This is a genomic window from Chitinophaga ginsengisoli (genome assembly GCF_003014595.1).
GTDB lineage: Bacteria > Bacteroidota > Bacteroidia > Chitinophagales > Chitinophagaceae > Chitinophaga > Chitinophaga ginsengisoli.
On the sequence record NZ_PYGK01000010.1, the window covers coordinates 242,881 to 264,074 of the forward strand.

The following is a 21,194-nucleotide window of genomic DNA, read 5'->3' on the forward strand; positions in this document are numbered from 1 at the left end:
GAGAGATTCGGGCCGTTTAGCCTATATTAATTCTGCGCTATGAAAAATCATCCTATTTCGAAAAACAGGATGGTTATGTCTTGTCTATGACGTCCCTCAGGGCATAACCAGGAATTACAGCCAGATATCTAAAATTAATACGTGCGGTATAGCTTTTATCGATGATTCGTAAATCATGGTCAGGATTAGTTATGCCTGTTACCTACTAAACGTCCAAGAATGGAAAATCCTACTATTATCGGGCTCACTCCGATGGAGTACCCCGACGTGCCATTGACCCTCGCATTGGCCAAAGCAAATGCGTTCCCTGTATTACATCTCGGACGCAACAAAGACATCGCAGTGAAAGCCCTTGAAGACCTGACACAACATGGTTATGCCTTTGGTGTCTGCTACGCGGAAAAAGAAATGACAGAGATCCCGTTACCAGAACAGGTTACACTCATCATCGCTCCCTATCACATTAAAGTAAACACGCGTAAGCGTACACGCATTCTGTACCAGGTACACACTTTATTTGAAGCACAACAGGCCGCACAGGACAAAGCAGATGGTATTATTATAAAAGGAAATGAAGGTGCGGGTAAAGTAGGTGATGAATCATCTTTCATTCTCTTCCAACAGATCATTAAGGCACTTCCTGATACAAAGATATGGGTACAGGGTGGCGCAGGTATTCATACTACAGCCGCACTGATGGCTACCGGCGCCAGTGGTGTGGTCCTGGACAGCCAGCTGATATTATTCCCTGAATGCAAAGCCCCTGCTGCTATCAAGCATGTATGTGAAAAACTGAATGGCAACGAAGCCCGGGTGATAGATGGATACCGTATACTGATACGCCCTAACTCACCTGCCCTACCGGAGAACGCTACACATGAAGATATAAAACCATTGCTGGGGATTGCAGATCTTGATAAAGGCCTCCTGCCTATGGGACAGGACGTTGCCATATCTGTCGATCTCGTAAAACGCTATAGAAAACTGGGCAGAATGATCGATGGTATACATGAAGCCATCCGTGGTCACCTCTTACAGGCAAAGACCGTGAATGTGATCAGCCCCGGTAATGCACTGGCTAAAGAGCTGAACATCACTTACCCTATTGCACAAGGCCCGATGACGCGCGTCAGCGATATACCTGCATTTGCAGCTGCTGTTGCGGAAGCAGGTGCATTGCCATTTGTGGCCCTTTCATTATTGAAAGGCACTGCTGCACAAGACCTCGTAAAACAAACAAAAGCACTCGCTAAAGACAACACCTGGGGTGTCGGCATATTAGGCTTTGCACCACAGGAACTGCGTGATGAACAGATCGAGATCATCAAAGAAGCTAAACCGCCCCTGGTATTAATTGCAGGCGGTCGTCCTTCACAGGCAAAAGCGCTGGAAGATATAGGTATCAAATCGTTCCTGCACGTACCATCAGCCTCACTGCTGGATATGTTCATCAAAGAAGGTGCTAAGAGATTTGTATTTGAAGGCCGTGAATGTGGTGGTCACGTAGGACCATTGTCCAGCCTTGTATTGTGGGAGAAACAGATCGAACGTTTGCTACAGGAAGAACAGGCGTCGCAGCTGAATATCTTCTTTGCGGGTGGCATACACGATGCATTGTCAACCGCTTTCATTGCCGTAATGACTGCATCACTAGCTACCAAAGGTGCAAAGATCGGTGTGCTGATGGGGACTGCTTATATCTATACCAAAGAGGCAGTGGAAACAGGGGCTATCCTGCAGCAATTCCAGGATCAGGCTATTGCACATACCGGCACGGTATTGCTGGAAACAGCTCCCGGCCATGAAACACGTTGCCTGCAGTCACCATTTGCTGATTTCTTCGAGGTAGAAAAGAACAAACTCAACGCTGCACAGCTGGACAAAAAAGAGATCTGGAGCAGGCTGGAAGCCCTGAATGTAGGCAGGTTACGTATAGCTGCCAAAGGAGTGGACAGAACAGAAAATGGACTCATAAACATCGATACCGCACAACAGCTGCAGGAAGGTATGTACATGATAGGTCAGGTGGCCGCCATGCGCAATACAACAGTAAGTATGACCGACCTGCACAAGGACGTGGCTGAAGATAATTTTACGCATATACAAAATGCCGTGCTACCTGCACCTATTGTACATCCGGAAAAGGCACTGGACATTGCCATCATTGGTATGGCTTGTATCTACCCCGGTGCACGTAATATAGAAGAGTTCTGGAGCAATATACTGGCGGGTAAGGACTGTGTAACAGAAGTACCTGATGAGCGCTGGAATAAGGAACTATATTATGATGGCAACTCTCCTGATGGAGATAAATCACCTTCCAAATGGGGCGGTTTTATTCCTAAGATAGATTTTGATCCGGTGACCTTTGGCATTCCGCCGCAGTCACTGGCTGCGATTGATCCCACACAGCTGCTGGCATTGCTGGTGGCGAAACAGGCACTGGACAATGCGGGATATGGCAACCCGGATCATAATACAGAAGATATCTCTGTGATCATTGGTGCTGAAGGTGGTAATGACCTCGCCAATAACTATGGCTTCCGTTCTCTCTACCGCCAGTTCCTGGGCGAAATGCCGGAAGAACTGGATGCAGCATTACCTAAGCTGACAGAAGATTCTTTCCCCGGCGTACTGGCCAATGTGATCTCAGGCCGTATCACCAACCGCCTGAACCTGGGCGGCAGGAACTATACCGTAGATGCTGCCTGCGCTTCTTCTCTGGCCGCTATCGACCTGGCCTGTCAGGAGCTGACACTGGGCAAATCGGAGATGGTGCTGGCCGGTGCAGCTGACCTGCATAACGGTATCAACGACTACCTCATGTTTGCCAGCACACATGCGCTGTCACGCAAAGGACGCTGTATGACTTTCGACTCCGGCGCTGACGGTATTGCATTAGGTGAAGGTGTGGCGATGCTGGTATTAAAAAGATATGCTGATGCGAAACGCGACGGAGACCAGGTATATGCCGTGATTAAGGGCGTCGGTGGCTCCAGTGATGGTAAGAGCCTCGGACTGACCGCTCCGCGTAAAGCAGGGCAGGTAAAAGCACTGGAAAGGGCCTATGAGCAGAGCGGTGTATCGCCGGCTGCACTTGGACTTGTTGAAGCACATGGTACCGGTACAGTGGTTGGCGATAAAACAGAACTCAGCGCTTTATCAGACATGCTGATACAGTCAGGCGCCATCGCCGGACAAACATATCTGGGTTCTGTGAAAACACAGATCGGACATACCAAATGTGCGGCAGGACTGGCGGGCATGATCAAGGCAGCCCTTTCAGTATATCATGGTGTAAAGCCTCCTACCCTGCATATCAAAGCACCTAACGCTTTCTATAATGAGGCTACCAGTCCTTTCCTGTTCAATACACAGGCCGGCGTATGGCTGGATGAACACAGGCTGGCAGGCATCAGTGCCTTTGGCTTTGGCGGCACCAACTTCCATGCAGTGATAGAGAATGATCCTGCAGGAAAGGAAAAGCCTGTTGCAATGACGGCCTGGCCGGCAGAACTGTTTGTATTCCGCGGAGAAAATGATGCGGATGTAAAACGCCTCGTGCAAGCCGTACACACGATCCTGGAATATAATGACCAGATAGCATTGAGAGATATTGCATACAGCCTTTACCGATATAATGAGGCTCCTGTTCGTTTGTTGATCGTTGCCTCCGGTCGGGAAGACCTCATGCTGAAAACAGACCTGGTATTGTCTGGTGCTACTTCTAAAGACATCCATGTCACCAGCAAGGTAGAGGGTAAAGTAGCTTTCATGTTCCCCGGACAAGGCAGTCAGCGTGTTAATATGGCGAGAGAGCTGTTTGTAGCTTTTCCGCAGTTACGTAAACTGCTGAAAGCATATCCGCAGTATGAAAAAATACTCTTCCCTTCTGCTGCGTTCAGCGAAAGCGCGTTACAGCAGCAAAAAGAGAAGATCAAAGATACCCGCATCACACAGCCACTGCTGGGCATTGTAGACCTGGCGATGGCTTCCTTTCTGAAAGATCTTGGCATCCTACCGGATATGGTAGCAGGACACAGTTACGGTGAATTACCTGCGCTCTGCTTTGCAGGTGCATTCGCCGAAGAACAATTGGTGCCCCTCAGTGAGAAAAGAGCCAAAGCTATCCTGGATGCTGTGGAAGGAGATAAAGGTGTGATGGTGGCGGTGAATATCACCAAAGAAGCACTGACCCCATTCACTGAAAAAGGAAGTGGTGTATATGCAGTGAACCATAATTCTCCGCAGCAATGGGTACTGGCAGGTGCAACGAAAGACATGGAACAACTCATGATCCAGCTGAAAGAGCAAAAGATCTCCTTCAAACAGATGGAAGTGGCCTGTGCGTTTCATAGTCCGCTGATCGCAAAATCAGCGACCCTGTATAAGGTAGCAATCGGTAAGACAACCTTCAGTAAACCAACTATCCCGGTATGGTCTAACACCACTGCAGCATTATATCCTGATACAGCAACGGCTATTAAGGAAAGATTGGCAGAACACCTGGTAAGCCCGGTACTGTTCTCTGAAGAAGTGGAAAAAATGTATGCAGCCGGCGCCAGGGTATTTATTGAGGTAGGTCCGGGTAAGGTATTAACTGGTCTGACCCGCGCCATCATCGGTAAAGAAGGGCTGGCATTACACTCAGAAGATAGTGAACCGAATGCTATCGCTCATCTGCTTAATACTATTGCAAAATATATTGCCAGTGGCAGGGATGTACAGCTGGATAAACTGTTTGAAGGTCGCACTACACAGACTATTCAGTTAGATACACCTGAACAGTATAAGAAGAGCGCTACTATCTGGCATGTGAACGGTCAGCTGGCGGTACCTACCACAGGCAAGCTGCCTGCACATGGCGCGCTGCCGGTATTACAGCCGATACAGCTGAAGACAGCAATGGCGGCGCAACCTGTTATTGTCAACGGGAATGCTGAGCATATGGTACAGGAATACCTGAACAGCGTTAAATACCTGATACAGGCACAACGCGATGTTATACTGGGCTACCTGGGACAAAACCCCGCTAATATCAGTCGCCTGGAAATTCCAGAAACACCCGTGGCCAAAGCAGCAACGCCTGCAAAGAAAGAACAGGAGCCAGCGACTACACAAGTGAAAGTATCTGTCAGCACGCAACCGGCAAGAGGGAAACAGGACGTGAAGAAGATCCTGATAGAAGTAGTCAGCGCCAAGACCGGTTATCCACATGAAATGCTGGGTATGGAGATGGATATGGAGGCAGATCTCAGCATTGACTCCATCAAAAGAATGGAGATCATCGGCGAGCTGAGAACGCAGATGGGCGGCTTTCACGCCAGCGGTAAAAGTGATGAAACCGCTGTAGAGCAGCTGGCAGGTATCAAGACCCTGAACGGACTGCTGGAGTGGATCGCCAATAATGTAGGCGATGCCCAGGCGGAAACAGGAGGTATCTCCTTACAACATGCCATTGAAAAACCAACTAATACCACGCCCGCCAGTCAAGGCTGGACGGAAAATGACATCAGAAGTACCATACTGCTGACTGTCAGCGAAAAAACAGGTTATCCGCAGGAGATGCTGGGAATGGACCTGGATCTGGAAGCAGATCTGAGCATCGATTCAATCAAACGCATGGAAATACTGGGCGAGCTGCGGATGAAGATAGGAGGATTAGCACAGTCTGACGAGAAAACAGAAGCACTGACCGGTATCAAAACACTGAATGGCCTGGTTAGCTGGATCTCCGCTAATATACCTGCTGCTACCGCACCTGCACCAGCATCTTCTGAGGAACCTGCCACTGTATTAACATCACCAGCATCCCTGTCGAGGATACGGTTTTCATTAGTGCCCAGCGGCTTCGATGAGAAAACAACAGTGAGCATTGCAGGTAAAAGCCTGGCGGTAACGGATGATGGCAGCCATCTGCCACTGGCCATTAAAAAACTGCTGGAACAACAGGGCGCCAAGGTAGACATCGTGACAGAAAAGGACCTGCTGGAAAGCTACCAGGGACTGATCATCCTGGACATGATATCTGCACCGGAACGGCCTGACATTCTCAGCACTTTTGCTACTATCAAGAAGCTACATCCCGACAATGTAAAATGGGTATACGCCATCTCAGGCTCCAGCAACAACGATACCCGGCAATTGCGTGAACTGCAGGGATATCCTGGCTTCCTGAAAAGCCTGGACAAAGAATGGGATCATGCAAAATGCAGAAGCATCAGCCTGACCGGCTCTGTATCACCGGAAAAAATCCCCGCCATCCTACTCGGTGAATTACTACATCCAGATACACCTGCGGAGGTCATCTATCACGATGGCATACGGCACATCTTCGACCTGATACCTACAGAGCTGAGCACAGGATCTACATCAGACATCAAGCTGAATAAGGAATCTCTGGTACTGGTGCTGGGTGGTGCGCAAGGCATCACGGCAGAACTGATGGTGCGCTTCTCGAAAGAGTATCCTTGTCACTATGTGCTGGTAGGCAGATCGCCTGATCCGCGGGAGCAGGACATGCCTAACTATACCGGGCTTACAACCAAAGACGAGATACGCCAGCAGCTGATCCTGGAAGGGAAACTGACATCACCGGCAGCTATCGAAAAACATGCATCAGATATCCACAAATCCAACCAGATACTGCAAACCATCCGGGGACTGGAAAGCAACGGCTCAACTGTTAGCTACCAGCCACTTGACCTGCGGAATGAAAGTGAACTAGGGACCTTCATCGATAAGCTGTATAAACAGTATGGAAAGATAGATGGAGTGGTACATGGTGCTGGATTGCTGGAAGATAAACTGTTCCGGCAGAAAACGTCCGACTCCTTCGAAAGGGTGTTCACTACCAAGGTTACACCGCTGAGGATACTGGCGGAGAAGTTAAAACCAGATACACAATTTGTTGTGCTCTTTTCAAGCGTAGCGTCTGTATATGGTAACCGTGGGCAAACCGATTATGCAGCCGCCAACAGTGTACTGGACCGTTATGCCTGGGAACTGAAGAATGTGATTAAAGGGAAGGTGACGACCATCAACTGGGGCCCATGGAAAGGCACCGGCATGGTATCGCCCACACTGGAGAAGGAATATGAACGCCGGGGCATAGCGCTGATACCATTACAGGCAGGCATGGAAACCTTCGTCAACGAGTTGAAATACGGCAATGAAAGCCAGGTGCTGATTATGGCAGAATAACCATCATTAAAGTCATGACAATGAAAAAACAGGTGGATGCTGCCATTATCGGTATGTCCGGGATATTCCCGGGCGCCGGAGATATACAAGCGTACTGGCAGAACATTATCAATAAAAGAGACGCTATACAAACTGTGCCCGGCAACAGGCTGGACGCCAGTTTCTTTGATACCCGCTCTAATGCGGTAGACCGTTTCTACTGCAGGAAGGGCGGATTCATCGACGATTATGCCTGGTTTGATCCTATCCAGTTTGGCATTCTGCCCCTCGCAGTGGAAGGTACGGAACCGGAACAACTCCTAACCCTTTCACTTGCCAAGCAGGCATTACAGGATGCCGGCGTGCCAGACAGCGCGCCGCTGGACAGGACGGGCATTATCATCGGAAAAGGTAACTATACAGGTCCCGGTGCTACCCGGGCTATTGAGATCGTACGTACCGGTGAACAGATCGTGCAGATCTTACAATCAGCCTTGCCCGGGCTAACAGAAGAAGAACTGGATAAAGTGAAGAAAGAGTTCCAGGTAAAGAAAGGACGCTTCGGACCTGATACGGCCATGGGACTTATTCCGAACCTGGTGGCTTCACTGGTGGCTAACAGACTTAATCTTGGCGGGGCTGCCTATACCATAGATGCCGCCTGCGCCAGCTCGCTCATAGCAGTAGATCATGCCATCGGGGAATTGAGTACCGGAAGGGCCAACATGATCATTGCAGGAGGTGTACATGTTTCACAGAATGCCCCTTTCTGGAGCATCTTTACTCAACTGGGAGCACTTTCCCGGCGTCAGCAGATCCGTCCCTTCGATCAACATGCGGACGGCCTGCTGATAGGAGAAGGCTGCGGCTTTGTAGTACTGAAAAGACTGGAAGATGCGGTGAAAGATCAGGACAGGATCTATGCCGTTATTAAAGGCACCGGCGTATCCAGCGATGGCGCTGGTACGAGTGTGATGAGCCCTTCTGTAAAAGGGCAGGCCATCGCCATCAGGCAAGCCTGGGAGGCTGCGGGTATTGATGTGCAGCAGGTGGGTTATATCGAAGCGCATGGCACAGGTACTCCATTGGGCGATAAAACAGAACTGGAAACACTGGCAGCTATATTCGGTCAGCCGGGTAAACTGCCTAAAGCAGGTATTGGTTCGGTGAAGTCTATGATAGGACATACCATGCCTGCAGCCGGTATTGCAGGTCTTATTAAAACAGCCCTGGCACTGTATCATAGTCAGCTGCCCCCTACCCTTCATTGCGATACACCGCTGGACATTATGCAACAGACACGCTTTGAACCGGTCAGGGAAACACAGGACTGGAACCTGCTGGACCTCCCGAAAAGAGCGGGTGTGAATGCTTTCGGCTTTGGTGGCATTAATGCACATGTGGTAGTGGAAGGCCTCACTGAAAGCAATCTCACGCCGAAGAAAGTCTTCAATGGTATTGCACCCGGCAAACCGCAGGTATTATTATTGGCGAGAGATAGTCAGCAGGCATTGATACAGGCGCTGGAACAAAAAGACAGTCATCCGGGACAAGGCGACTACCGTATTGCGCTCTTCGATCCCAGTGCTGAGCGTATCCGCAAAGCCATTAAGATCGTAGAGAGGAATACACCATGGAGGAACAAGCAGGATATCTGGTTCACCAATGAACCACTTGTGAGCAAAGGCGGTAAAGTGGCATTCTTGTTCCCCGGCCTGGATGGTCTGGCCGGCGGAGAGATCGATTCTGTGGCGGGGTATTTCGGATTGCAGTTATCTGGTCAGGCAAGTGCTAATAAAGAAGGCGTCTGGGACTCTGCCATACAGTTACTGGAGAAAAGCCATGTACTCGATACCGCCCTCAAAACATTGGGTGTGTATCCTGATATGAACGCAGGGCATAGTCTCGGGGAGTGGCTGGCAGGCCGTTCATCTGGTCTGGCGGCGGAAAGCTCTGTGCTGATGTTACTGCAGGAGTTAAACCCGGCAGCCTTTGAACAGAAGAACACCCGCTTCCTCGTGGTAGGTTGTGGATATGAGCGTTTGTCTCCCTTACTGAATGGAATAGCTGATATTCATCTCTCGATGGATAACTGTCCGCAGCAGGTCATCCTCTGTGGCACCAATGAAGCGGTTGACCAGCTGATACCTATCCTGAGAAGGGAGCAGATCTTTCACCAGGTATTGCCTTTCCAGTCAGGTTTCCACTCTCCTTTTGTAGCGAATAAACTTGACCTGTTGCTGGATGGGATCAATAAGGTACAGTTCCAGGATACAAAGATCCCCTTATGGTCTGCCACTACCCTGGATACTTATCCGCGGGAGTTTGAAGCGATCAGGCAACTGAGTATTGATCATCTTATTAAGCCGGTGCGATTCCGGGAGTTGATTGAGAAACTGTATGCAGAAGGCGTGAGTGTGTTCGTACAGGCAGGATCAGGTGGATTAACAGGCTTTGTAGATGATACGTTGAAAGGGAGGTCTTATAGTGCTGTTTCCGCAAATATTCCTACCCGTTCGGGACTGGATCAACTGCAAAGAGTATTGGCCGCCTTATTTGTGGAAGGGAAGGATATCAACCTGTCATTCCTGGGTATTCCCGCGGACAAAGAAGCGCCTAAAGGTATACCGGTGAAACTGGAATTAGGTTCTCCTATTGTAAGGGATATAAGCGCATTGAAATCGTTACGCCCGGTTCCAGCGAAGGTGCCTGTAATGGAAGAAGAAACACCGGTCCTACGTGCGTTTATCGATAACTGTGATGAGATCTCCGCTATACAGGAAGAGATCATTGCCTTGTTCAATCAGAGTACCATAGCAGCACCGAAGAGACTACCCGTCTCAAAAGACCTGGATATCTCACTGGAGAATACTCCCTATCTCATTGATCATGCTTTACTACGGCAAAAACCCGGATGGCATTGTGCAGATGATATGGACCCGGTTATTCCCATGACCATGATCTTTGAACTGTTTGCCGATATCGCAGCAGCCAATGCGCCGGGTACAAAGGTGAAAAGCATCTCCCAGATACAGGTATTCCAGTGGATGAATGTAGCCACTCCATTCAGAGCAACGGTAAAAGGACAATGGCAGGACCCGTATACTGTTTCCATGAGCATTGACAAATATGCCAATGCGCTGGTTACTTTGTCTGAGGCGTACACTATTCCTCCGCAACGATCCTTACACAGTGGGAAGTCTTTAGGCATTACCAGATCATCCGCAGAAATATATGGACAACACATGTTCCATGGCCCTGCCTACCAGGGCATCCGGAAGATAGTGGCCGTGGGCGATAAGGGTATTGCAGGTATCATAGAAAGCAGTTCAGGTAAAGGGTCTTTGCTCGACAACGCCGGACAGTTGTTTGGATTGTGGCTGCAACTCACCTTACAGAAAGACAGGATCGCCTTCCCTGTGAAGATACAGGAGGTAGCATTCTACGGAGATATGGAAGACCAGAGCGGCGTATTTGAATGCACCTGTGAACTGACAGATATCAATGATGATACCGCTACAGCAGATTTCATCCTGAAGCGGGATAACAAGGTGTGGGCCATCATCACCGGCTGGCAGAACGCAAGGTTGGAAATAGATGAACCGCTGTGGAAAGTATCAATGGCGCCATTGCATAACAGCCTCTCAGAAGAGATCGTGCCGGGTGTATTCCTGTTCCGCAATACCTATCAGCGTGTCGTATCCTGGGATTTCATTATGAAGCGTTACTTCAACCAGGCAGAGAAAGCTGATCTCCGGGCCATGTTACCCAATAAGCGCAAGGAGCGTATCATCAGCCGGGTAGCGGTAAAAGATGCCGTAAGGGCCTTGCTGAAGAAGGAAAAACAAGAAGCATATTACCCCATAGAATTTGAGATCAGGAACGATGAAGCCGGGAAACCATTTCCCGAAGGAACAATGACTAACAATATTCATGTCTCTCTGGCACATAAGGATAAAGAGGCGGTCGCTATTGCCCGCAGCGGTACACCGGTAGGTATCGACATAGAAGTGATCAGTGAAAAGAATGAAGGCTTTAATGGACTGGTCTTCCACCCCGAAGAACTGGCGCTAATTACATCTCCCGACAGGACCGAATGGATCATCCGCTGCTGGGTGGCCAAAGAAGCCTATGGCAAGTACCTGGGCAAAGGTCTGCAGGGCAACCCGAAAAAATATAAGATAGACGCGATAAACGGCACTACTCTCACGATCGGCGATGTTACTATTCAAACAATTAAACACAATAACTATATCATAGGATGGACGCTATAACTACACAACACAAACTGAGCAATGAAGAGATCTTTACTATTCTGAAATCATTCATCACAGAAGTAATAGGCGAAGAATTTGTAGAAGACATGGACATCTCCCGTGAAAGCTCATTCACCAGGGATCTTGAAATGGATAGTATTGAAATTGTTTCCTTCTCTGAGAAGGTGAAGTCACACTTCGGCGAGCACATCGACTTCACTGGCTGGCTGTCCAGCATGGACCTCGATCAGCTGATCAACCTTAAACTTGACGACATCATAAACTACATAGAAACATGCCAGTCATCCAAGTAAAAAACAAAAGCGTTCATATCCAGGAACTGAACAAGGGCGCGAGGGAAACCGTTGTGCTGGTGCATGGTATGTTCAGCAACCTCTCTGTTTACTATTTCAATATTGCGCCGGTACTGGCCCAGTCTTTCCATGTAGTGATGTATGATATGAAGAGCCATGGTATGAGTGAACGTTGCGAATATGGTTATGACCTGCTCTCCATGACAGACGATCTGCGGGATCTGCTGGATGCATTGCATCTTAAATCAGTATACCTGGCGGGATATAGTTATGGTGGACTGGTGGCGATGAAAATGGCTATGCGTTATCCATCAAGGGTGAAGAAGCTGGCCGTTATAGAAGCGCCTGATCCCAGCGACAATGAGACGCTGAGCATCATTGATATTTACAGCAAGGAGTTCCTGGTAGATTATATCAACAACTACACAGACACCACCCGTATGCGGATGGGCAAAAGACAGCTGGACAAAAATCACCGGATGTATGAATACCTGTTCTACGAAACAAGTATTAAAGAAGATATGCACAATGAGCGTTTCTTCTTTGCTGATGATGCTATTGGCAACATCGCTCATGATACGCTGCTGATATATGGTAAAAGCTCTAACTGTCTGCCATCCGGCCGGAAGCTGTATCATACGGTGCCACGTTCCAAAATGACACTGATAGAAGGAGATCATAATCTGCCTATCCAGCAACCGCTGGAAACCGCCAACAAGCTGAAAGATTTCTTTGTGGGATGGCAGGTGAAGTTCAAACAGATCAATCACAAATTATGGCAAGCTTTGCGTTTATCGTACCACCACTGATGGGGCATATCAATCCTACGCTCAGCCTGGGAGCCGCGTTACTGGGGCGCGGGCACCGCGTAGCCTGGATCAGCCTCGACGCCTCACTGGCAGACAGATTGCCACAGGGAGGAGAATTGCTCCTGGTACAATACGATCAGGATGATGTTGCTAAAAAGAACAGTGAACAATATCTTGATCAGATCACGAAGAAGAACGTGTCGGGCATAGAAAGTATCAAGTTCCTGTATGAGGAAGTGCTGATCCCTTTGAACAGGTTCATGTTTGATGGGATCATCACTATCCTGCAGGCATTCAAGCCGGATGTTATCATCAATGATCACCAATTATTTGCAGGCGCTATTGCAGCTTGTCGTTTACTAATACCCTATGCCACTTCCGTTACCGCGCCGGCAGCCATCAAGATGATGGAAGACCTGCCAGGTATACATGAATGGGAGATCAAACAGATCGTCGGACTGCAGCAGGAACTGGGCATTCCCGGAGACAGATCTGTAGCTACCTCCGAGGCCCTTACACTGGTGTATACTTCCAGGCACTTTTTCGGAGAGATGTCCTTACCGGATCATTACAAGTTTGTGGGACCTGTTATTCAAAACAGGCAGGTCATGAACAGTTTTGACTGGGAGCGGTTCCGCGGGATGGATAAACACCCGCGGATACTGGTATCCATCGGTACCACCTTTGACCACAGTTACAAAAAGGAATTCTTTGGGAAAGTGATTGAAGCATTGGGAAATGAACCGGTATCTGTCATTGTTGTATCGGATACAGCACTCTTTGACACGTGGCCAGACAATTTCCTGGTGCAGGAGAAAGTACCTCAGCTGGAGCTCCTACCTTATCTGGATGCAGTCGTGTGCCATGGCGGCCACAATACAGTATGTGAAACCTTATCTCACGGCCTGCCATTGGTGGTTATCCCTATAGCCTATGACCAGTCGCACGTAGCGGGCAGGGTGATACATGCGGAAAGCGGGGTCAGGCTGAACTACAAGAGATTCAAGGCCGTTCATCTGAAGGAAGCCGTATGGGATGTGCTGTCTAACCCGGCCTACAAGGCAGCAGCACAACGTGTGAGGCAGTCCTTCGAGCAGGCAGGCGGCGCCGCCACTGCCATTGATCTGCTGGAAAGACTGGCAGCACCGCCACCAGCCGGTGGACTGGCATTTGACCGTAAACGTTTCTATCACTAATCAACGTCAACGTATGTCTAAATTTATGTTCGTTGTGCCACCGTTCTTCGGGCACATCAGCCCCACCCTGAGCGTAGGAGGCAGTTTACTGGCAAAAGGCCATGAGGTAATATGGGTAGGTTTGAAAGAGCTGGCAGCAGAACATATTCCTGCCGGCGGACGATTTATTGTACCACATGCTGAACTGGCGGAACATCAGCCGGCCATACAGGCGATCCTGAAAATGCAGGATGATGGTCCGAACCTGTCGGGAGTGGAAACATTAAAGCTGGCGCTGGAAGGCACTTATATTCCTTTTGCGCGCTTTATGCTACCGGGTGTATCCAGGATAGCTGATGAATTCAAACCAGATGTGATTGTGAGCGATTGTATCACTTTTGCAGGCGCTCTCTGTGCTCATCTGAAAGATATTCCCTGTGTGACGACCACACCGGTGCCACCCGACGTTACAGGAGATGCCATGCAGTCGCCAAAGATCTTTGAATGGCAGCAAAGCCTCATCAAAAACCTCCAATACGAACTGGGTATTTATACGGATGAATATGTGATCCATTCCCGGGAAATGAATATGGTCTTTACTTCGAAAGAATTTGCAGGCAGTAAAGATCCATTACCACATTTGAAATTTGTAGGGCCGGTGAAGGGCCGTCCGAATAACACACCTTTTGACTGGGACCGGCTTTCCCGAGCCACAACACCGAAAGTATTTGTATCACTGGGTACCCTGCTGGTAGACATCCGTAAGGAGTTCTTCCAGAAACTGATAGATGCCTTTGCAGGCGAACCGCTCACTATTGTAGCCGCCACTGACCCGGCAATCTTTCCTGAATGGCCTGATAACTTCATTGTACAGGGCTTTGTACCACAATCGCAGTTAATGCCGCAAATGGATGCCGTGATCTGTCACGGGGGATTTAATACAGTGAATGACGCCTTCGTGAACGGGCTGCCCATGCTGATCACACCTATTGCCTATGACCATTTTCATACCGCATCCTTGATTGAAAATGCGGGCTGTGGTATCAAGTTGAGATATAAACGCCTGCGTGTACCTGACCTGAAGGCGGCCATGTGGGAAGTACTGAATAACCCGAAATACAGGCAGGCAGCACAACATATACGCGATACATTCATACAGGCCGGCGGTAATGATAAAGCAGTAGAGCTATTGGAAACATTTGCACAGGAAAGAAAGCGCACTTTATCTGTTTAACAAATTATTCTCTGTAATGAAACGCAAACTACTCCTACCAGAAAGGATCATGCTGGGAGATGGCGCCACGCCTTTTAACGGCGTATTTGTGATCAGGATCAATGGTACGCTGGCGCCCGAAAACCTATATAATGCACTCTCGAAGATACAGGCCAAACACCCGCTGCTGCGGGCGGGTATTGTGCAGGATAAGAAAGGCACACCCTATTTCACCATTCCTGAGGTCTATCATGCCATCCCGCTGACCATTAAAGAGCGCATCACAGCCGATGACTGGCAGCAGGAAACAAAGGCTGCCTGGGCATCCGTATTTGATATTCCCAACGGTCCACTGATCCGGATGGTATGGATCAAAGGCAGCGAACAATCGGAACTACTGCTGGCATTCCATCACTGTATGTGTGACGGAGGAGGAGGGTTGATGCTGGTCAGGGAAATACTGACTGTATTGGATGATCCTGATGATGATATAGGTATTCATCCCACTTTCACCACCCTGGAAGATATTGTGCCTAAGAACATCCTGACAGATACCCGCCAGATGCTGAAAGCCAAACTGAAAGGCGCGTTTATACGGGGTGTACTGACATTGTTGTCTGCTTTTATTTCCACCCGTAACAAGCAAGCCATCCGCAGGGAAGATGATTACCTGATACACTGGAAACTGGCCCCGCAGGCATCGGCGGCCCTGTTCCAGCATTGTAATATCCAGGCAGTTACTGTCAATACAGCGCTTTGCGTGGCCTTTCTAAGCGCTTTTAAACTCGTGAGAGGAGAACAGGCCATGAACAAGATCACCTGCCCGGTGGATATCCGGAAATTCATTCCGGAGATAAAGAAGGATGTGATCTTCTCTTTTGGGCTTTCGCTGGAGCTATCTATCAATAATGATCCGGATGTGCCTTTCTGGGAAAGGGTGCAACAGTTACAGACCATTGCCTCACAGAAGATCTCGAAGATGGACCCATACGATTTTATGCTGCCTTTTGAGCATGCACATGGTGGTATTAAACATATGCGAAAATTCCTGACCTATGGAAAACCTGTCTATGACCTGATGTTTTCCAATATGGGGAAACTGGATGTGCGGGATAAGTACCATTCTTTTGAAGTGGATACTATTTTCAGTCCTACGGTTGTAGGCCCGTTTGCTAATCCGACAACGATCATTACATCTACTTATAAAGGACAGATCGACTTTTCATTTGTATCCAACCATGCTGTCCTGGATCACCGGGATGCACTGGCCATTAAAGAGCTGGCAATGAAATTATTATTGGAAGACCTGCCTGTAGCGGTGCCAGCTCCGGCATTATCATCAATTATTTAACCATCTTATGAACAGACAATTAATACTGGGCGAACGGATCATGTATGTAGATGCCGGAGCAACTGTAAACTGTATTTTCACGGCAAAGATACGCGGCGCCCTTACCCTGGAAAGCCTGATAGATGCCCTGGGGAAGATACAGCAGAAACATCCCCTGCTGGGTGTGGTGATCAGGGAAAACGAGAACGGCAGGCCTTATTTTGTATCAGATACCAAGATCCCTCCTATTCCGGTGCAGATAGTGGAGCGCAAAGATGACGATCACTGGCAAGCGGTATCTGCCACTGAATGGCACCGTACCTTCGATGTACGTAAAGGCCCCCTCGCCAGAGTGATATGGTTACGTTCCAACCAGGTGTCTGAATTGCTGCTGGTGCTTCCTCACTGTATCTGTGATGGTACCTCCATCCTCACGCTGATGCGTGAACTGCTGCAGGTCCTGGACAAGCCGGAGACGACATTAATCCCCTACCCTTCTTTTGCATCTATTCACGACTTTATTCCGGATGCTTTATCCTCCAGCTGGAAATTAAAGCTGAAACTTGGGCTACTGTCGAAAATAGCGGGTATTGTATTAGCCTTAAAAACAAGAGGAGCACAACCTGTTCAGGGGAAACATTATATGGTAAACTGGAAACTGGATAAAACAGCCACAGCAGCATTAATAACTGCCTGTAAGATTGAGAATACCACACTTCATGCGGCTTTCTCCCTCGCCTTTATGGAGGCACACTACCAGGTAATGGGAGCCGCCTCCCATGGTAAGGTGATCTGCCCGGTTGACATCCGCCGGTTTATCCCGGAAATAAAACAGGACCATCTTTTTGCCTTTGCGCCTATTGCAGAACTGAGTATCAGTGATATAGATACTAACTTCTGGACAAAGGCCCGTCAGCTGAAAGCAGACCTGACCACTGCCATAGATAAAATGGACGTACGAAAACTGCTACTGACCAGTGAATATTTTCATACAACCGCTACACGAATGGTTGATTTTCTGAAAAGGACCGATGGTACGCATGATGTTACGCTGTCTAATATGGGCAAACTGGACATTCCGGACCAGTACGACACCTTTGAACTGGAAACGCTCTACAGTCCCAGTGCTGCTTTTCCATGGAAGAATGCCAACACCATGGTGATCAGCACCTTCCGGGGACAGACAGACTTTTCCTTTATTTCCTGCGAGACCTTCCTGGAAGAAACGAAAGCCAGGGCCATTGTTCAGAAAATGCAGGAGTTATTGCCTATAAACCCCGTTCATGAACCAGCCCATCACTGATAATAATATTTTAAAGAAGTTTACCCAGCGCCAGGTGATCTTTTATTTCACTACCAATGTGATCATTAATGCACTGGTGCCCTATTTCGGTTTTGACGATCTCAATACCGTTTACCTGTTCCGGGGAGAACATCCGGTGGCAAGGTTCTTCCTACCTATGGCCTTGCTGCTACCTTTATGTATCACCATTGACATATTAAATAAAACTACCACACTGCTGGAGAAGGAACAGCTGGTCACTTCCTTGCCACCCAAAAAGGTCAAGATCCGATTCATGCTAAAAACGGCGTCACTGAACGCAATAATCACCCTGTTTCTGACGTTAGCCGCTATGCTTGGTATACATGCCTGTTTACCCGAGAATTACAGCTTTAATGGTACGCTGCTGTCCATTCTCTCAGGGATACTGGCCGGGGGGATGGCGATCTTCTTTACCCTTCAGCCGATCCACAAGGTAAAAAAGCTGTATCCGCGCTAACAATCAGGAATATTACATAATTTAGTCATGGTAATTGCCTGATTGTTAATAGGACAATTCCCATTACTAAAACAACCATGCATGAAACGCATCATTGCAATATTAGCATTCCTCTTACCCCTTGCGATACATGCGCAGACTAAACTGGAAGATAAGCTCGCAGAAGACTTTTCCGATAAGTTCGCCAAGCGCTATGAAGTAAGGAACGATTCCCTTGTCGTTTTTGTGACAGAGCAGATGTCAAGAAGTGGCGCCGCCGGATTGGATATCGATAAAACGATGACCGAGCTGAAAAAAGATCCTGCTGCGCTGGATGCTGCCCTGAAATTTATTTATCAGTACAGTAATGCCAACAGGCAGCAATTCATCGCTCACCTGCGTGCAATGAACCTGCAGAGCAACAGTGTATTTCCACTGGCTACTTATGCAGTGAATAAATTCAAGGGAGAGACCAAGGAGCTGTTGGAAGAAAGATCCAGCCTTTATACCACCGGCGCTATTCCCGCTACCTTGCCACCGTTGCAGATAACACCGGCAGTAGCAGAGAACAATGCAACTACCACCGAGGGAAATAACGCTACTACTTCCAGCACCAATAGTGAAACGACTGCTTCCACAGCTGTTCCTGCAGAACCAGGTGCTACGCCTGCTACACCGGCTATACCAGCTTCTCCTGCGGCAGATAATTTCAACTGGGATGTAAGGCAGATCTTCAAACTGCGTCAGGCCGATCAGCTATATGCCCTATATGGCAAGGAGCATGTGGTGGAGCGCCAGGCACAGGATTTCGAGGGAAATGATATCGGCAATGCCTATTATGTATTCCCGGATACTGATAATGAAATGATCGTACAATTTGACGGTGAGAAAGGTACCAGTGTTTTCTTTACCAAGGAAAACTCCAAGTGGAAACCTCCATTCGGTATCAAGGTAGGCGATCCGTTAGATAAGGTAGTAAAAGTAAACGGCAGGGATTTCCGCATCCATGGTTTTGAATGGGATAATGGAGGTGAAGTAGCAGACTGGGAAGGCGGTGCCTTTGCAGGTAAAGGTGTGAATATTGCCTTTAAAGCCAATAACTCCAGTGATCCTAAATTGTACGACCAGGTAACCGGTGATAAGAAAGTAAAAACTGACGCTTCAGCTATGAAAAAGCTGGCGGTAGTGGTAGATAAAATTGCCTTCAAAAGCAATTGATCATACCAGCAGTTTGTTATCAACAGCGTACTTGATCAGCATAGCGGTATTCTTTACTTCCAGTTTGGCCAGTAATTTTTTCCGGTGAGTGTTCACAGTATCGGCGCTGATAAATAACTTCTCTGCAATTTCAACGTTCGTATTTCCTTCTGAGATCAGACATAAAACTTCTTTTTCCCTTCTCGTAAGAGGAGGGAAATTTTTTTGTATGCCTATCCGTTCGCTGCTCATGGCCTGTTTGATAGCCGGAGAGAGATAGATATCGCCAGCGGATACGGTGTGAATAGCGTATAGCAGTTCGTCCTTATCTGCCGTACTCAGAATATAACCGCTGGCGCCACATTGCAGCAGTTCAGCGATATACCTTTCATCCCTGTTGGAACTCAATACCAGTACAGAGACTGTTGGATATTCCATCCTGATGTTGGCACAAAGTTCAATACTATCTATATCTGGCAGGCAGGTATCGATAATGACGATGTCAACAGAAGTGTGCAGCAGGAATTTAAGACAGGTGCCGCCACTCCGGGCATGTCCTGTTAGCAAAACATCATGTTCGGGGCCCAGAAGGGAACGCAGGCCTTCCAGGATCAACGGGTGGTTGTTTACGAAATACAGGCGGATCATGGGTATCCAATTTAAGATGCCAATGTGGGCAGCAGCGGGCTACAAGCTACTTACAGCAGGTTTTCGGCATTCTATGTAATATAACGAAAATATCAACATAACAATATACAACGGTCCCACAAGGGATCCGTTTCCTCATCAATGGCGGCCATCAGGGCAAGGCCGATACCGGCTGCTCCTTCCAGGATGCCGTAACTGTTTTCATAGCCGTCTTTTCCGTAGAACCGGAAGCCCGCAGGAGCATCCTGGTGTGTATTCATTCGAAAAGTCTCTTGTAACCAATATGTTGCACCTGTTAATAAAGCGGGGTCTTTTGTCTGCAGCCAGGCACGCCTGTAGATATGTGCAATGCCGGCACTCCCATGACAGAGGCAGGCGTCATGTACGTTACCGTTCTTACTATTGCGATGAGACAGTGTATGGTGGAAAATTTGTAAGGCTTTCTCCTGATATGTGTTATCCTGTAACGAGATACCGGCGTTCAGCAGCATGGTGGCAATTCCCAGATCACCATAACACCAACCCAGGCGGCTCTGTTTACCCGTCAGCGCCTGATGCCCAGCATCCGTCAGCACCGGGAATAAGGAGGTCAGTTCCTCTTCAGGACTGTTTTCCGCTTTCAGTATCCAGGATATACCTTTCCGGACCAGGTCATTAGTTTGTTTGGGTGCAATTCCTTTTTGATGGATCATACTCAGAATGGAAATAATAGCAGGAACACCGTGGGCCAGGCCCATGTTGAAAGTCACTTCTCCGACAGGCCTTCCTCCCAGTCCGGTGAGGTGGTCCTGCCAGCTGATGCCTGCTGTTGTTTTCACAGCTGTAGACTCCAGGGTGGCTACCAGGGCGCTGAGATAATGCGTTGCCTGTGGATGCGGGGCTCTTTCGAGGAAATACAGCGCAATGCCCAATCCCTGATGCAGGAAATCGTGCTGTCCCTGTTGTACTGCACGTAACATCTCCCGTCCCAGTATGTCATCTACTTCTTCAAAGATATCGTCCATCCCTTCTTCATTCACAAAACCCGCTTTGATGAGATGCTGTATGTTCCATACCATACCAGCAATGCCGCTGCAGTGAGAGAATGGCAGCGCTGCTTCGGCCATATCTTCCACACTTCTTTCCAGCAGCTGGTGTACCTTCTTCAGGTATTTCTGTTTTCCTGTAAGCTGATAGTAATAAGCGAAGAATAACGCTGTACCCGTATAACCTCCTAATAAGCCGGGATAAGCTGTTTCTTTTGTAAAGGAGTCAAGGGAAAGGCTGATGTCCTGTAATATTTTTCCGGCGGTCTTTTTATCATTCATATT

General features: G+C 48.4%; 12 protein-coding genes. 10 read left to right on the plus strand and 2 right to left on the minus strand.

The features are described 5' to 3' along the window. Positions 1–219 precede the first annotated feature (219 nt). From CLV42_RS22755 to CLV42_RS22800, 10 genes are all read left to right on the plus strand, one after another. The gene (locus CLV42_RS22755) at positions 220–7,203 is read left to right on the plus strand and encodes a type I polyketide synthase (protein WP_106604215.1); all 6,984 of its coding nucleotides are present in this window, start codon (positions 220–222) and stop codon (positions 7,201–7,203) included. A 20-nt stretch (positions 7,204–7,223) separates the two neighbouring features. Beyond that, complete coding sequence (locus CLV42_RS22760) at positions 7,224–11,456, plus strand: type I polyketide synthase (RefSeq protein WP_106604216.1); 4,233 nt, start codon at positions 7,224–7,226, stop codon at positions 11,454–11,456. Beyond that, on the plus strand, positions 11,444–11,752 hold the full coding sequence (locus CLV42_RS22765; RefSeq protein WP_106604217.1) for an acyl carrier protein: 309 nt from the start codon (positions 11,444–11,446) through the stop codon (positions 11,750–11,752). The genes CLV42_RS22760 and CLV42_RS22765 overlap by 13 nt, the downstream gene beginning before the upstream one ends. Beyond that, positions 11,734–12,561 carry an alpha/beta fold hydrolase gene (locus tag CLV42_RS22770; protein WP_106604218.1) on the plus strand — a complete coding sequence of 276 codons (828 nt, stop codon included), beginning with the start codon at positions 11,734–11,736 and terminating at the stop codon, positions 12,559–12,561. The genes CLV42_RS22765 and CLV42_RS22770 overlap by 19 nt, the downstream gene beginning before the upstream one ends. Beyond that, entirely contained in the window at positions 12,528–13,757 is a 1,230-nt protein-coding gene (locus CLV42_RS22775; protein WP_106604219.1) for a glycosyltransferase, read from the plus strand. The genes CLV42_RS22770 and CLV42_RS22775 overlap by 34 nt, the downstream gene beginning before the upstream one ends. A gap of 13 nt (positions 13,758–13,770) precedes the next feature. Then, the gene (locus CLV42_RS22780) at positions 13,771–14,970 is read left to right on the plus strand and encodes a glycosyltransferase (RefSeq protein WP_106604220.1); all 1,200 of its coding nucleotides are present in this window, start codon (positions 13,771–13,773) and stop codon (positions 14,968–14,970) included. Between the two features lie 16 nt (positions 14,971–14,986). Continuing rightward, entirely contained in the window at positions 14,987–16,300 is a 1,314-nt protein-coding gene (locus CLV42_RS22785; RefSeq protein ID WP_106604221.1) for a condensation domain-containing protein, read from the plus strand. A gap of 7 nt (positions 16,301–16,307) precedes the next feature. After that, positions 16,308–17,582: a condensation domain-containing protein gene (locus tag CLV42_RS22790; RefSeq protein ID WP_106604222.1), complete on the plus strand. Its 1,275-nt coding sequence runs from the start codon at positions 16,308–16,310 to the stop codon at positions 17,580–17,582. Next, positions 17,563–18,060, plus strand: coding sequence for a hypothetical protein (locus CLV42_RS22795; protein WP_106604223.1), 498 nt, complete (start codon positions 17,563–17,565; stop codon positions 18,058–18,060). Before CLV42_RS22790 ends, CLV42_RS22795 begins: the two co-directional genes overlap by 20 nt. Positions 18,061–18,141: 81 nt before the next feature. Then, positions 18,142–19,257, plus strand: a complete 1,116-nt coding sequence (locus tag CLV42_RS22800; RefSeq protein WP_106604224.1) for a hypothetical protein — start codon at positions 18,142–18,144, stop codon at positions 19,255–19,257. Here CLV42_RS22800 and CLV42_RS22805 read toward each other — a convergent pair whose 3' ends face one another. Together CLV42_RS22805 and CLV42_RS22810 are read right to left on the minus strand one after the other, a co-directional pair. Then, a complete protein-coding gene (locus tag CLV42_RS22805; protein ID WP_106604225.1) occupies positions 19,258–19,884 on the minus strand; it encodes a LuxR C-terminal-related transcriptional regulator in 627 nt (208 codons plus the stop codon). A 92-nt stretch (positions 19,885–19,976) separates the two neighbouring features. Beyond that, complete coding sequence (locus CLV42_RS22810) at positions 19,977–21,191, minus strand: lanthionine synthetase C family protein (RefSeq protein ID WP_170117612.1); 1,215 nt, start codon at positions 21,189–21,191, stop codon at positions 19,977–19,979. Between the last annotated feature and the right edge of the window lie 3 nt (positions 21,192–21,194).